This window comes from Sporomusa sp. KB1, assembly GCF_007830295.1.
GTDB lineage: Bacteria > Bacillota > Negativicutes > Sporomusales > Sporomusaceae > Sporomusa.
The window spans coordinates 1,914,756-1,930,345 of the sequence record NZ_VLKC01000002.1 but is presented as its reverse complement, the minus strand read 5'-3'; the positions used below and the strand labels follow the sequence as shown (position 1 = coordinate 1,930,345).

Genomic DNA, 15,590 nt, shown 5'->3' with positions numbered 1-15,590 from the left:
GCGGCGACAGCTTTTATATATTATCACGTTTATTTCACCGTGTCAATATCTTTATTCTTGGTATTTATTTCTGTCATTATTCTTAGCTTAGCTACAATGCCTTGCTTGAACCGACTTGCCTATCTTATCACGCATTGCTTGTTTATGTCAATAATTTTTAATGACATAACTGTTTTTATTGAAATTTTCCTAATATAGAGTGAACTTATTTCAGCATAGTTGAAACATCGGCGGGTCAGTTGGGGGGCTACTCCCACCTGCAGAGGCAGGACTCTTAGCTCGTCGCAAAAGATAAACATGGCTTACGCCGAATCTATGGCAACAGCGTAAGCCATGTTTATTTATCCTTTTATTAGCTTTATTCTTTATTGGCGTTTAATCATTATTAGCTCTATTCTCAACAACTGCCAAAGCAACAACTTGATCCTCCGCATCTGTACGCATAACTTTTACACCCTGCGTGCTACGGCTAGTAACAGATATGGTATCAATCTCCATCCGGATAACAATACCCTCACTAGTAATCAGCATCAATTCTTGCCCTGGTTTGACAATTTTTATACCAATAACAAACCCAATTTTTTCCGCTGAATTGGGTTTAATATTGATAACACCTTTGCCACCGCGTCCTGTTATACGATAATCGTTCGCATTTGTCCGTTTACCATAGCCTTCTGATGTTATTGTCAGTACTTCGCCGTCTTTCTTCACAACATCCATACCTATTACCTGGTCATCTTTGTCTAGAGTTATCCCCTTTACGCCATGTGCCGTCCTACCCATGATCCGAACATCGGCTTCATGGAAAACAATGGCCTTGCCATCCTTGGTACCCATGATGATATCATATTCACCATTTGTTAGTTTAACGCCAATCAAATCATCATCCTCATCCAAGGAGATAGCTATTAAACCGCCTTTTCGAGCAGTATCAAATTCGAGTAACTCGGATTTCTTGACAGTACCTTTTTGCGTAGCCATAAATAGATAGCGTTTGGCGCTAAACTCTTTAATCGGAATAACTGCTGTGATTTTTTCATCCTTTTCCACTTGGAGCAAGTTGACGATAGCCGTGCCTTTGGCTGTGCGCCCGGCCTCCGGCAGTTCGTATCCTTTTAATCGGTACATCCGCCCCCTGCTGGTGAAGAACAAGAGATTGTGGTGTGTTGTCGCCACAAATAAATGCTCGACAAAGTCTTCTTCTTTGGTACCCATCCCGTGTACACCTCTGCCACCCCGGCGCTGACTGCGATAGGTATCAACAGGCAGACGTTTGATATAGCCTTGGTGCGTCAAGGTAATTACAATGTCTTCTTCAGCAATAAGGTCTTCCATATTCATCTTAGACACATCGCTGGTAATAACGGTACGTCGTTCGTCAGCAAAGCGTTTTTTTACATCCAAAAGTTCTTCTTTAATTATGTTCATTACTTTGCCTTCGTCTGACAGCACGCCCTCCAACCATTCGATAGTCTCCAAGATGTCCTTGTATTCATTTTCGATTTTGGCGCGTTCAAGTCCAGTCAATCGCTGGAGACGCATATCCAAGATAGCCTGGGATTGTTTCTCACTTAAGCTAAACTTATCCATTAATGCATTTTTTGCAATTTCTGGCGTTTGCGATTGCCTAATTGTACTAATAACAGCATCCAGGTGGTCAAGCGCAATTTTTAAACCTTCTAAAATGTGCGCCCTGGCCCGTGCTTTATCTAGTTCAAACTTAGTACGGCGGATAATTACTTCTTTTTGATGTTCCAGGTAATACTGCAAAACTTCCTGCAGGTTGAGTACTTTTGGATGCCCTTTTACCAAAGCTAGCATATTTACTCCAAAAGTATCCTGCATTTGTGTATGTTTATAAAGCTGATTTAAGACGACATCTGCATTAGCATCCCGTCTGAGTTCAATGACCACTCGCATACCTTTGCGATCACTTTCATCTCTGAGATCAGTAATACCGTCGATCGTTTTATCCCTAACAAGTCCGGCGATATTTTCAATCATTCTGGCCTTATTGACTTGGTAAGGCAATTCAGTAACTACTATTCGTTGCTTGCCGCTAGACATATTTTCAATTCTAGCCTGCGCCCGCATTTTGACACTGCCTCGTCCAGTAGTATAAGCCTGCCAGATTCCCTCACGCCCAAGTATTAAGGCCCCTGTCGGGAAATCTGGCCCTTTAATAGCCAGCATTAATTCATTAATCGTCACATCCGGATTATCAATCAGCATGATGAGGCCATCAACTACTTCCCCTAAATTGTGCGGGGGAATGTTAGTAGCCATACCAACAGCGATACCGGACGAACCATTAATTAATAAGTTAGGTACCTTAGACGGCAATACTGCCGGCTCTTTTAACGATTCATCATAGTTAGGAACAAAATCAACCGTGTTTTTTTCAATATCGGCCAACATCTCTTCGGCAATTCGCGACATTCGCACTTCCGTGTAACGCATGGCTGCCGCCGAGTCGCCATCCACTGAACCAAAGTTGCCGTGTCCGTCTACCTGCATGTAGCGGGTAGAAAAATTCTGCGCCATTCTAACAATGGCATCATATACCGAACTATCACCATGGGGATGATATTTACCCAAAACTTCACCGACGATACGCGCCGATTTTTTGTAAGGCTTATTAGCCGCCATCCCAGCCTCGTGCATGGCGTAAAGTATCCGGCGATGAACTGGTTTCAGACCATCGCGGACATCAGGTAATGCCCTCATTACAATTACGCTCATAGCATAGTCGATATATGAATTTTTCATTTCGTCTTCAATTTTGATTGGTAAAACCTTACCTAATCCAAAATCCAAACCATCTTGCACAAAACCACCTCAATAATTCGACATTCTACTATATTTTCCTCACATATGCAAAGAAATCCTGCAAACGTTAAATAAAAGCGTAAAAGTATCTGAACACGCTGCCTGTAACCCATATTATTCTTTAGCCATATACTAAACATGAAAAGATAGTTTTATCATCATAACAGGAGGCGTACTATTCATGAGCATTTTTTATGTTTTACTGCTCGGTTTAGCTGTCAGTATTGACGGTTTTGTAGCCGGCATCGCTTATGGCTTAAAAAATATCTGCATGCCCTTTACCTCTTTGAGCATTGTCGGGGTTGTAGCTGGTATTTGCACCGCTATAGCCATGGTTATGGCCTATCTTGTTGGCCAGTTCATCAATACAGACGTTGCTATTGCCATGGGAGCATTACTCCTAATTATGCTTGGTCTTTGGAGCCTTTTCCAGCAATACATAACCAAAGATATTGCCTCCTATGAAATGGCTGGCGAAATTACTGCACGCAAACTAACTTTTTCACTAGGCCGGTTAGTTATCAGTATCATGGCAAAACCAGAAACCGCCGATGTCGATAAACTTGGTATTATAAGCCCACTGGAAGCTGTGTTTCTTGGATTTGCAGTTGGCGCCGATGCTATGGTTGGCACCTTTGCTGCCGCCCTCATGGGCCCACTCCCCTTCTATACCCCTTTGGCCATTGGCGTAATTCACATGCTTTGCATTGCCACTGGTTTTTATTCATCTCAGAAATTGATTTCCGAAAGAATGAAAAAACGGTTTCCCTATCTGCCGGGTGCACTTCTGATATTGCTTGGTATCCTCCGGCTTGGTTAGACTGGACGCCTAGTCCCTAAACTGATAAACTATATACTAACTTTATCTCCTGCAAAACCATTATAGGGGGCTATTCTATGGTGTATAAAATCTTGACCATTAATCCTGAATCTACCTCCACAAAGATTGGTCTATACCACAATACTACCGAAGTTTTTGTGGAAACTATTAGCCATAGCACCGAGAATATTGCGAAGTTTGCCTCAGTTACTGACCAATTTGAATACCGTTTAGAAACTATAACTGCTTTTTTATCTATTCAAAATATAAAAGCCAGCGATTTATCCGCCGTTGTCGCCCGCGGTGGATTATTAAAACCAATGTTTAGCGGTACCTATCACATAACTGCAGCCATGCTGGATGATTTAAAGCATAATCGCTATGGTGCTCATGCCTACAATCTTGGTGGTGTTCTTGCTGATCTGCTAGCTAAGGAGGGTGACTGCCCCGGCTATATTGTCGATCCCGTAGTTGTTGATGAGCTGGCACCAGTGGCCCGGTTTAGCGGCCGACCAGAAATTACTCGCAAAAGCATTTTTCATGCATTGAATCACAAGGCAGTAGCCAAGCGTTTTGCTAAAACTATTAATCGACCTTATGATAGTCTCAACCTAATTATAGCCCATCTCGGTAGCGGCATTTCTATTGCTTGTCACACCTTTGGTGAGGCTGTCGATGTTAATAATTCCTTTGACGGAGAAGGACCATTTTCACCCGAACGAGCTGGTACGATACCTGCTAAACAATTTGCTGAAAAGATTATCTCTGAGAAACTGGATATAAACACAATCGCCTTACTAATAGCTGGTAAAGGTGGTTTGGCTGCCTATCTAGGAACAAATGATGTGCGGGAGGTTGAACGCCGCATAGCTACAGGTGATAAGCAGGCCGAACTTGTTTATCAAGCAATGATCTATACCATCGCCAAAAGTATTGGTGCGGCCGCCATACCGGTCTGCGGTAAAGTAGATTATATTATGCTCACTGGTGGTATGACTTATTCAGAGCAGCTTACAGCCAAGCTCACAGAATACGTCAGCTTTATTGCCCCAGTTGTTATCCTACCTGGAGAAAATGAACTACAAGCACTCGCCGAAGGAGCCTACCGGGTGCTTATTGGCGAAGAAACAGCAAAAGAATATACCCCTGAATAGAAAAAATAGGTTGAGACGAAATCTCTCAACCTATTTTTTCTATTCACTATACATCCCACACAGCTACAAACTTATCTTTGTTACAACGCACAATTTTATCTTTATTATTAAGCTTTGTCTTTATATCTACCCTGTCTCCCCATAACTCAGCGATATATTTAATTGTCTCTTTGGCATAATTCATCTCTAACTCTCGCCCATCATAGACATGTTCAAGTACTAATACCCCATTATCCACATTCTGTGGGCGAATTTCCGGCACCATTCCCAAACCAACCATATTAGCTAATTCATCACGAATAATTTTCCATCCTTCATCATCAGCTACCTCTGTCACCACAACATCTATTCCACGCATTTTGTAGTTAAATAAACACAGTTCTTCACACAGCTCTTGGTTCAAAAACCGCCGTAGAAACGACTGATCCCGTTCTTGTTGGCGAATTTTAAATATTTCATCCCGCCCACTATTTTTATCCAGATACTCAAACATTTTAAAACCGATAAAATAGGGATTAATTTGCCGCTCATACGGCCGGACAACAAGATTATGGCGCTGCAGAAATTCAAAATGTAAGCCTTGCGGCAGTGTAAGTTCTTGGAGCAGGCGATAATGCCAGTAACTGGCCCAGCCCTCATTCATAATCTTGGTTTCCAGTTGGGGTAAAAAGTAAAAAGTTTCCTCTCTGACAATGCTGATTAAATCCCGCTCCCAGTAAGACAGCTTACCCCGCTCACTTAAAAATCCTAGCAGATCCGGCTTTAAACGGTCTGGCACCTCATCTGGTACTTCCTTAGCCAGTTCACTCTTAGTAAGAAGCTTACCTTCTCCCTGCCGTCTCACCTGGAATCGGAGTGCATGAGCAGCATCCAATATTCTCTCCACTTGTTTTGGTCCAATACTAGGATCAGCAATATATTCCCTCACCCGGCTGGCGTGGCTTTTAAACATTTCAACAGTCAATTCCGCCCGGGTGTTTTCTTTAAACAGCCGATTATTTTTAAAAAAGTCATTATGCCCGTACACATGCGCAATTGTCAGTATCTGCAACAGCAAGGTATTATCCCGCATGAGATAGGCGATGCAAGGATCAGAGTTAATCACCATCTCATATGGCAAACCAGTTAAGTTATACGTGTAGTAGGTTTTTTGCCGTTCATAGGCTTTACCGTAACTCCAGTGAGGGTAGTGGGATGGCATACCGACATACGATTCATAACATAGCATGTCTTCGTAGCTGCAAATTTCGAACTGCTGTTCATAGCAATTTAGACCGGCTCCGGCAATTAGTGCTTCAATTTTATCATTCCATTTTTCCAACTCATGCATGCCATAATCTGCCGTCACTGTCCATCACCTCCCCCTTCTGTTGCATGAATTACCGGTTCTGCTTCTTTTTCCAATATTCGCTTGAGGGCCGGCCAAACATCTTCTTTTCGCCCCATAGACGCAATAATGAAGTTTTCAGCCTTAACGTTTTGCTCCAATTGACGGTGAATGGTCACACCATAACTATAATTAGACAGGATCTCGATATAGCCTACTAGGTTGCTGATACAAACCAATTCGTTGGCCTTCTCAATGGTTCGTGCATTATCTTCCGTCCAGTTGTCGCCATCGGTACAATGAAAGGCATAAATATTCCATACATTAGGATTATAACGTTGCTCAATGATTTCTAAAGTTTTAGCATAACCACTGGAAATCATTGTGCCGCCAGACTCACCATGGTGGAAAAATTCCCGCTCATTTACCTCTTTTGCTTCGGTGGTATGGGCAATAAATACTACCTCTACCTGTTCATACTTCCAGCGTAAGAATTGATATAGTAAGAAATAGAAGGTACGCGCCAAATATTTTTTACTCTGATCCATTGAGCCTGATACGTCCATGATGCAAAAAACTACCGCATTAGAATGACGACGAATATCTTCTTTAACCCGAAAGTATCTCAAATCATCTTCACGAAACGGTATCCGCTCCCGTACCTGCTGGCCGTCTTCAAAATGAACTTGTTTACAAAGTTTTTCTCTAACCATTCCCTGCTGTCGTTTGAACTTTTCCACTAATGTCCGTTTTTTAGCCAGTCGGGGAGGAATGCCTTTTCGCTGATATCCAGAGCGTTTGAATATATACTCAGTCTCTTGCGCCGCAAATTTTTTACGCTCTAAGTCAGGTAGCTTTGCCTCCTCAAACATATAATTGACGATTTCATCCATGGTAATTTCTGTTTCATAAATTTCTTCCCCTTGTTCACTACCGGCCTGCCCCATCCCTTGTTCCTGCTGACTGTTAGTTCGGCCGATAACCTGACCACGTGCTTCTTTGCCATTACCACTAGCTGTACCACTGTTATTATTGCCATAAATAAACTGATACTCTTTGATACCGCGGATAGGTATCTTTATTTTTTTATTCTTACTTTGGCCAATAATACTTTCGTCAGCAATAATATCACCCAAATTACGCTTGATGGCATCTTCCACCAATTCACGGTGGCGCTTACGGTCATATTGCGAGCGATCAGACTCTCCTGTACGACCTTCTTTAAAAATTGCCATAGGTTACCTCCGCTATTACCTTAGTCTTTCCATAAATTATTGGCGGCATATTTTAGCACAATATTACAACAATGCTGGCAGTATCCATTGTCCTTCATGGCCTCTACCATGGTGTTATACTTAGTATCCTGTTCTTTGTCACGTACTCTTGCCTGGGTAATAATCCGCGAAAGCTCTTTAACTGAAGCTGTTAACTTCTTTTCAATAGCTTCCTTTAACGGTTCATAGCTCTTATATTCAATTTTTCCGCCACTACGCATAATTGAAAACATGTAGGAGGTAACATCTTGGCGGAATCCCTGGGCTGCTGTGCTGGTAATACCAATTTGCTCTTCAATAGACTGCATAAACTTGATGTCAGGTTCTAATTCTTCGCCTGTATTTACATCTTTTAGCTTAGTCTCATTGACATAGGCCTCAGCATGATCAAGATAATTGTTAAATAAACTTTCGGCCTGTTCTCGGTAGCCATGAATAAACGCTTTGGTTACTTCTTTTTCTAATATTTTGTTGTATTCTTTTTTTATTGTATCTTGCAAAAAACCAAGATAGCGTTTCTTTTCATCATCGGCAATGGCTAGCTCTTTGGTTGCCTTAACCATAGTTTCAATAACAGCAATTGGGTTAATGCAATTAAATTCAGATTCAGATAATGTGTTATCAAGGACTTTCATAATAAAACGGGTAGATATACCGGTCATACCTTCACGAGGCGCTTCGTCACGCAGTTCAACAATATCCATTCGTTTTGTCGATCCTTTTTCCACGATTTCTTCGCCATTATATATCTTTAATTTAGTCAACGGGTCAACCTTTGAGGAAGGTGTCAGGCGGGTCAAAATAGCAAACATAGAGGCTACTTCAATTGTATGGGGAGCAATATGCGCGTTAAAACTGCTATTTTTCAAAACCTTGCGGTATATCTTAACTTCTTCATCAAGTTCCAAACAATAAGGAACCTCAACTTTTACGATCCGGTCCAGAATAGCTTCATTGGTATGATCTGATTTGAACTTGTTCCACTCGGCCTCATTAGAGTGAGCCAGAATAATGCCATCAAAATAAATCATAGCTCCTTTACCTGGTGAGGGAATTGACTTTTCTTGGGTAGCCGTGATCATTGTATGAAGATACTCTACATCATTTTTAAATACCTCAATAAATTCTACTATGCCGCGATTCCCAACGTTAAAAGCGCCATTTAAAGACAGTACCCGGGGGTCATCTTCCGGATAAAGATCCAATTTGGAAATATCGACAGAGCCTGATAACACAGAGGTATCCTGGTTATTAGGATCAACTGGCGGAACAACGCCAATACCTTTGCGTGAGCGGATAGAAAACTCTGAGGTTGTAACCGGAAACCGTTCAAATTCACCATTAAAATCATGTTTTAGCCGGTAACGACATATCGGACATAAATCTCCTTCGATAGTTACTCCTAGTAATTCTTCAAACTGAGGACGAAGATGCTTGGGAATGAGATGCAATGGTTCTTCGCGCATCGGACAATCCTTCAACATATAAATTGGTGGGCTCATTTCCAGCACCTGCTTTAACGCTTCCATGATAGAAGACTTACCAGCGCCTACTGGTCCTACCAGATAGAGTACCTGGCGGGATTCTTCCCCTTTCATTGCCGCCGAATGAAAATAGCGCATAATCTTCATAATGCTTTTATCAATGCCAAAAAATTTATTGACAAAGAAGCTATAACGCTTAATGATATCGTTGCCATACACCCGTTTTAGGCGTGGATTTTCCTCTGTCTTAATAATTTCGATACCAGACTTAATTAATAGTTCCTGCATCCGTTGATGGGCTAATACTGCTATTCCCGGGTTATCTTTTACGATTGCCAAATAGTTTAATAATGTACCATCAAACTTATATTGTTTATGCTCGTTGCGATCTTGCTTAATGAGCTTTTCAAAATCATAAGCCATATTTACTTGCCTCCTTTTGCTTTTTTGGGATTAACCTTAAATTATTTTTAAATATTCATAAAAAATATACACAGCATCACCAAAAGCAATTACACCTTTTTACTAATTTATTACGACAATTGAATTTTTGGGCCTGTCTCAATAAAAAAAAACAATAGATGTTTTGGTAACACCTATTGTTTCTCTATTATCCAGTGGCCTTATTCGTTTTAAAATTATTGTATCTTCCAAAAAAGTAATGTCAATCATAATAACATTACCTTCTCCAGCCTCACATTCATTGTTCCCTGTCATAGTATGGTAACAGAGGTGATAATATGGGATATTCAATTAAAATTTTTTTATCCAGACGACACTTACTTCTATTAAAAAACAATACAGTAATTAGAACTTATGTTATCGGTGTTGGCAAAGCACATACTGCTACCCCGACCGGAAAGTACCACATTGTTAGCAAACTTCCCAATCCGGGCGGTCCGTTTGGCGTTATGTGGCTTGGGCTTAGCCAACCACATTATGGTATCCATGGCACTAATAATCCTGCCGCTATTGGCGGTGCTGTTTCTAAAGGCTGTATCCGTATGTATAACCGGGATGTGCTGGAATTGTCAAGAATGGTAGCTATTGGCACCCCGGTTTCTATTGAAGCTTAGTCTTCCATAGTAGTAGTCACTACAGCAGCTATGCGGGAAAAACGAATTTCAGCTGTTAGCTGTTCAAAAAAATTTACATTAAATTCGCCAGGAATAATACCATTAGTCATACGATTACTATGATAACCAATTACTACTCCCTGAATTACCGCCCTTGCCTTGCTTCCCGGCAAAGGTATCCCACGAAAAGGGTTAAAATCAAGTGGCGCAATATAATAATTCAACACTCCGTCACTGTTTACCACTAATCGGTTAGGATCAAAACTATCTGCTGTATATATAGCATCAGTAGGTGCAGCTGGTTTTAGACCTCTGTCAGTAAGAAACCAAGCAGTATATACACCTAGAGGGAGCAATCCCTCGGCTGATAAACAAATACTACCGGTACCATTATCATTGCCGCATATCTCGCCGCTCGCCGTCGCCTGTACCCAAAACCCAGCATCAATAGTCGGCGGCCTATTTGTTGGCAGTATATTAAATCTAAGCTGACAGCAGCCTTCCCAATTATCAAGTTTTTTATTGTTCATGTACCTCATCTCCTTTTTGCAAGTTTACACTTATTTGTATAGTATATGTTCGATAAAATACATAAGTTCCTTGCAAAAAAGAGGCTACTATCGTAATAAATTGACTTTAAAAATAGGCTTAGGCATACCCAGATAATACCCCTGCCCATAATCTATACTTAATTCATTTAGAATTTTCCAAATGCTCGCATTCTCGACAAACTCAGCTATTGTCTTTTTCCCTAGCGTATGTGCCACAACATTCATTGCTTGCACTAAAGCCCGCTTGGTATTGTCAGAATCCAAATCTCTAATAAATGACCCATCAATTTTTAAATAATCTACTGGCAATTTCTGTAGATGCGAGAAAGACGAAAACCCTACTCCAAAATCATCAAGAGCAAAGCGGCATCCCAAAGCCTTTAACCTATGAATCCACTGTTCAGCTTTTGTAATATTCTTTATCGCTGTTGTTTCCGTTATTTCAAATCCAATCCTACATGGATTTATAATACTGTTATGAATGTGAGATTCTATACACTGTAGCATTGAATCATCACCAAGACTTTCACCTGAAATATTAACAAAAATGTTTAAATCCTTGCGACTTTCAAGCATCTTAATCGCTGTCCCAATGACCCATTGATCAATCTGAGACATTAGACCATATCTCTCAGCTACAGGAATAAACGCAGCTGGCATAAGTATCTTTTCTTGATCGTCAATCATCCTAATTAACGCTTCGTAATGTAAAATATCATTTCCAATTTTACATATAGGCTGCAAAAATAGTTTAAATTTATTTTTTTTGATGGCATCAATAACCTGAGTTAAAATCCGGTTATTCTCAATAACTTTCATCCTATCTTCCATTTTTTGAATTACTACTACTCTGTTTTTTCCTTGTTCCTTCGCAGCACGCATGGCAGCATCAGCATAGGAAAATGCATTGTCTATATCCTGTATTGTTTCAATAAATCCTACTCCAATGCTCACGCTGACTTTAAAGAAATTTTCGCCCAAAATAAAATTTTCTTGCTTTAATACTGTTATTAGTTTATTTGCTAATAGCGTTGCTTCTCCTTTGTCTATATCAGACAATATAATAGCAAATTCATCTTTGTCAAGACGAACAAAAAAATCATTTTCTCTTAAATAAGATTGAAAACACTTGACAATCTGAATCAATATCGAATTTCCAGCACTATAACCATAGGTATCGTTAACTATCTTGAAATTATCGATATTTGCCAAAAGAATAGCACTCGTTTTAATACTTGATTTTTCACGCATCTGACAAATATATTCAATTAAGTAATACTGGTTAGGTAACCCAGTTAGATAATCGTGCCTAACCCCATAATGCAGCTGTTCTTCCATATTCTTTCGTTCAGTAATATCTCTAATAACACTAATGATAACTCTTTTTCCGGCAATTGTTGTACCTTGAGAATTAACTTGCACGTTTATCAAACTGCCATCTTTTTTCCTGTGAACAGTTTCATACAAAATTCCTTTTTCCTCACTAGTTTTCAAATCACCCGCTACAACAGATTGTTCATCTATTCTTAGTCCAAAAACATTCATTGCTAATAATTCTTTACGCGAATAACCATACTTATATAATGCCACATCATTAACAGCTAAAATATCACCATTGGGTTTTATAAATAAAATAATGTCACTAGCTCTTTTAGCTAATATTTCATATGTTCCCAACACATTATTACTATTATTCTTTTTTACTATATTTTCTTTAATCTTTAAAATATAATCCGGGTCGCCTAGCTTACGAGCTTTAATCAACTTATTTCTCACCTCAAAAATAAAATAAGACCAAGCCAAAGCTTAGTCTTATTACGCGATGGCAACCTGGCAATCATAGGTTAAAACCCTTAGATCCATAGCTTTGCGTCCTTACCTTTCGATAAGTTTGCCAAAATATGACGTTTTTTGGATACTGTAATATATTATCATTATTGGCTAATTTTAGTCAAGTATTCTTTAGATTATTAAAAAGTTCCTTTCAAAAAAAAATGACTGACGTAAAAACCGCCAGTCATTTTCTTTAAATAACCTAATCGCTTATATATCCAAATTTCTAACTTTACTGGCATTCTCTTCAATAAATTTTCGCCGCGGTTCTACCTTGTCGCCCATTAGTACTGAGAATATATCGTCAGCTGCTATCGCATCCTTAAGATCAACCCTAAGAACAGTTCTGGTTTCAGGATTCATGGTTGTCTCCCATAGTTGTTCAGGATTCATTTCTCCGAGACCTTTGTAGCGCTGGACATTAATATTGTCCCGTCCTATTTTATCAAGTAGGGTATCCATTTCGCCATCACTATAAAGATACCATTGTTCCTTGCCTTTTTTAACAAGATACAGCGGTGGCTGAGCAATATAGACATGACCATTTTGAATTAATGGCTGCATATGGCGATAAAAAAAAGTTAGCAACAATGTTCTTATGTGTGAGCCATCAACATCGGCATCTGTCATAATAATAATTTTACCATAACGACGTTTTTCTAAGTCAAATTCTTCACCAATACCACTGCCAAATGCAGTAATCATAGCTCTAATTTCTTCATTATTGAGGATTTTATCCATACGGGCTTTTTCTACATTAAGAATTTTTCCTCTAAGCGGCAATATAGCTTGAAAGCGGCGGTCGCGTCCCTGTTTCGCACTGCCACCGGCGCTGTCACCTTCCACCAGATATATTTCGGCCTGATCAGGGTCTTTAATTGAGCAGTCAGCCAATTTACCTGGTAGTGAGCTGGATTCCAAAGCGCTTTTACGTCTAGTTAATTCCCTGGCTTTGCGGGCGGCTTCCCGGGCACGGGAGGCCATAATAGATTTTTCGATAATTTTCTTAGTTACAGCTGGGTTTTCTTCAAAAAATTCATTAAGACCCTCTGAAACAATATTATCAATTACGCCTCTGACTTCGCTATTACCAAGTTTGGTCTTGGTTTGTCCCTCAAACTGAGGTTCCTGAAGTTTGACGCTGATAACGGCTGTCAAACCTTCACGTGCATCTTCGCCGCTTAAATTTTCATCGTTTTCTTTGATTATATTAAGTTTACGGCCAAAATCATTAATAGCCCTGGTTAAGGCAATTTTAAAACCGCTTAAATGAGTGCCGCCCTCTTGGGTATTGATGTTATTAACAAATGCATGTATATTTTCGGCATAACCATCATTGTATTGTAATGCGATTTCAGCAAGCGTAGTACCTTTAGCACCATTTAGATAAATGGGATTAGGATGAACAGCATCTTTATTTTTGTTTAAATATTCAACAAAGGATACGACACCGCCTTCATAGTAAAACTCTTGTTTTTCTTCGGTACGCTCATCTTCCATAACGATGGTCAGGTTACGGTTAAGAAACGCTAATTCCCTCAGACGGCTTTTTAGTGTATCAAAACTATATTCTAATTCTTCAAATATTTCGGGATCAGGCTTAAATGAAACCTTTGTACCTGTTTCTTCCGTCTCACCAATAATCTTGAGGCTTTGTACAGTATTGCCACGTTCAAAGCGAATAAAATGAATCTTGCCATTGCGTTTTACCTCTACTTCCATCCACACTGACAACGCATTAACTACTGAAACACCAACCCCATGAAGACCACCGGAAACTTTATAACCTTCACCACCAAATTTACCGCCAGCATGAAGGATGGTAAGCACAACTTCCACAGCCGGTTTTCCTGTTTCGTGCATATCTACCGGAATACCACGACCATTATCAATAACGACAATACTATTATCATTACGAATTTTTACATAAATTTTATTGCAAAAACCAGCTAAAGCTTCATCAATACTATTATCAACTACCTCATAAACTAAGTGATGCAATCCTCTGGCTGAGGTGCTGCCTATATACATACCTGGGCGCTTACGAACAGCCTCTAACCCTTCAAGAACCTGAATTTGCTGCGCGCCATAGTCACCATTTACTGTTGTATCTTCCATATCATTTATGTTATTTATATCTTCCATTATGTGTAACCCCCGTTATTCCTCGTCTGCAACTGGTATATAACCAGCTCTTTTTTTTAATGTGTGCGACGATATTGCTGAAAAATAAATATTCTCGTTGGTAATAATAAAACTTTTAGCATTATTATCAGAAATATCAACGATCTTGTTATTTGCCTTTATACTGTTTATGTACTGATTAGTAATCGCCGAATTAATAATTTTAAAATCAAAAATAGCAATTACATTCCGCAAGGGAATAACGGTATCAGCGCCTAGATGCAGAAACATAGCTTTTCCTCCTGACTTTTTCCGCAATTCGCCCTTTTATCTTGCTAATTACAGTATTAACCATTGTTTCGTTTATTCTATCTGGCTTAACGCCTGTCATTAACATAACTAAAGTAGCCTCATTAAGCTTGTCCCATCCAGGTTCAAACAAGGCATGAATTAGTTTATGAACTAATCGCTTTTTGCCTGTGTGGAATTCACGCGGGCTACACGGAACAAACTGACAAGATTCATGATAAGTAAGCCAGGGAGCCTCTGTTAGCAGCTTAGTAACTGCATATTTTCTTTCCTGCTTATATGCAAGACTACATACACTACAATAGCTTTGTCCTGGTGGTACTAATACACTGCAATGTTTGCAGGATTGCCAGCCTGCTTTTTTCTTGGTTATATTAATCCCAGTTTGCTTTATTAATACATAGTAACACTTTTTTCTTAAATTATTGTCTTGTATTGCTTCTGTCGCCTGCCACACAGTAGCTAATTCTTCGGCATCCAATTTAGTAGGTTGTAATATGGGAGTATTTTCCCTATCCTCTTCACAATTCTGGTATTTCCGTAAATCTCCTGCTTGAAACCTTATATCTATTACCATTTTTTCATTGAGAAATGCATTGATTTTATTAATAATTCCAGACTTTAGCATCATTAAGTGATGACTCCAAACCGGATTATTTACAGCTAATAGCAATATACCACGTTGAATCGATATGGGCCATGCATGACTTGTAATTTCCTCCCCGGCGATCTCCTGCCAATGAACAATAACCGACTGAGCATTATATTGCTTAGTGACACCCAGCGATTTTAGAGTACTTGGCATTATA

General features: G+C 39.6%; 12 protein-coding genes and 1 riboswitch. Of the genes, 3 read left to right on the top strand and 9 right to left on the bottom strand.

From position 1 onward, the window contains the following. Positions 1 to 375 precede the first annotated feature (375 nt). Positions 376 to 2,817 (bottom strand): DNA gyrase subunit A, encoded by a 2,442-nt coding sequence (gene gyrA / locus SALPA_RS12670; protein ID WP_145101944.1) that lies wholly within the window; start codon positions 2,815 to 2,817, stop codon positions 376 to 378. Positions 2,818 to 3,010: 193 nt separating this feature from the next. Between gyrA and SALPA_RS12665 the strand changes: the two genes are divergently transcribed. Both SALPA_RS12665 and buk read left to right on the top strand, forming a co-directional pair. Further along, positions 3,011 to 3,649 carry a manganese efflux pump gene (locus SALPA_RS12665; RefSeq protein WP_145094426.1) on the top strand — a complete coding sequence of 213 codons (639 nt, stop codon included), beginning with the start codon at positions 3,011 to 3,013 and terminating at the stop codon, positions 3,647 to 3,649. A 77-nt stretch (positions 3,650 to 3,726) separates the two neighbouring features. After that, on the top strand, positions 3,727 to 4,803 hold the full coding sequence (gene buk, locus SALPA_RS12660) for a butyrate kinase (RefSeq protein ID WP_145094423.1): 1,077 nt from the start codon (positions 3,727 to 3,729) through the stop codon (positions 4,801 to 4,803). A 46-nt stretch (positions 4,804 to 4,849) separates the two neighbouring features. Here the strand turns inward: buk and SALPA_RS12655 are convergent, their stop codons facing one another. Genes SALPA_RS12655 through SALPA_RS12645 form a run of 3 tightly spaced genes read right to left on the bottom strand, consistent with a single transcriptional unit; the run spans position 4,850 to position 9,311 of the window. Next, positions 4,850 to 6,151 (bottom strand): SpoVR family protein, encoded by a 1,302-nt coding sequence (locus tag SALPA_RS12655; protein ID WP_255451189.1) that lies wholly within the window; start codon positions 6,149 to 6,151, stop codon positions 4,850 to 4,852. Beyond that, a complete protein-coding gene (locus SALPA_RS12650) occupies positions 6,148 to 7,365 on the bottom strand; it encodes a YeaH/YhbH family protein (protein WP_145094420.1) in 1,218 nt (405 codons plus the stop codon). Before SALPA_RS12650 ends, SALPA_RS12655 begins: the two co-directional genes overlap by 4 nt. 20 nt (positions 7,366 to 7,385) lie before the next feature. Further along, complete coding sequence (locus SALPA_RS12645) at positions 7,386 to 9,311, bottom strand: PrkA family serine protein kinase (RefSeq protein WP_145094417.1); 1,926 nt, start codon at positions 9,309 to 9,311, stop codon at positions 7,386 to 7,388. 317 nt (positions 9,312 to 9,628) lie between these two features. Between SALPA_RS12645 and SALPA_RS12640 the strand changes: the two genes are divergently transcribed. Beyond that, positions 9,629 to 9,964 (top strand): L,D-transpeptidase, encoded by a 336-nt coding sequence (locus tag SALPA_RS12640; protein WP_145094414.1) that lies wholly within the window; start codon positions 9,629 to 9,631, stop codon positions 9,962 to 9,964. Here SALPA_RS12640 and SALPA_RS12635 read toward each other — a convergent pair. From SALPA_RS12635 to SALPA_RS12615, 5 genes are all read right to left on the bottom strand, one after another. Beyond that, positions 9,961 to 10,494, bottom strand: a complete 534-nt coding sequence (locus SALPA_RS12635) for a hypothetical protein (protein WP_145094411.1) — start codon at positions 10,492 to 10,494, stop codon at positions 9,961 to 9,963. The genes SALPA_RS12640 and SALPA_RS12635 overlap by 4 nt on opposite strands. An 87-nt stretch (positions 10,495 to 10,581) precedes the next feature. After that, the gene (locus SALPA_RS12630) at positions 10,582 to 12,279 is read right to left on the bottom strand and encodes a bifunctional diguanylate cyclase/phosphodiesterase (protein ID WP_186451057.1); all 1,698 of its coding nucleotides are present in this window, start codon (positions 12,277 to 12,279) and stop codon (positions 10,582 to 10,584) included. Between the two features lie 57 nt (positions 12,280 to 12,336). Then, a riboswitch (cyclic di-GMP riboswitch) is annotated at positions 12,337 to 12,421 on the bottom strand. A gap of 137 nt (positions 12,422 to 12,558) precedes the next feature. Then, positions 12,559 to 14,493 (bottom strand): DNA topoisomerase (ATP-hydrolyzing) subunit B, encoded by a 1,935-nt coding sequence (gyrB, locus tag SALPA_RS12625; RefSeq protein ID WP_145094403.1) that lies wholly within the window; start codon positions 14,491 to 14,493, stop codon positions 12,559 to 12,561. A gap of 15 nt (positions 14,494 to 14,508) precedes the next feature. Then, complete coding sequence (gene remB / locus SALPA_RS12620; protein ID WP_145094400.1) at positions 14,509 to 14,763, bottom strand: extracellular matrix regulator RemB; 255 nt, start codon at positions 14,761 to 14,763, stop codon at positions 14,509 to 14,511. Next, positions 14,741 to 15,586 carry a DciA family protein gene (locus SALPA_RS12615; protein ID WP_222427977.1) on the bottom strand — a complete coding sequence of 282 codons (846 nt, stop codon included), beginning with the start codon at positions 15,584 to 15,586 and terminating at the stop codon, positions 14,741 to 14,743. The genes remB and SALPA_RS12615 overlap by 23 nt, the downstream gene beginning before the upstream one ends. Between the last annotated feature and the right edge of the window lie 4 nt (positions 15,587 to 15,590).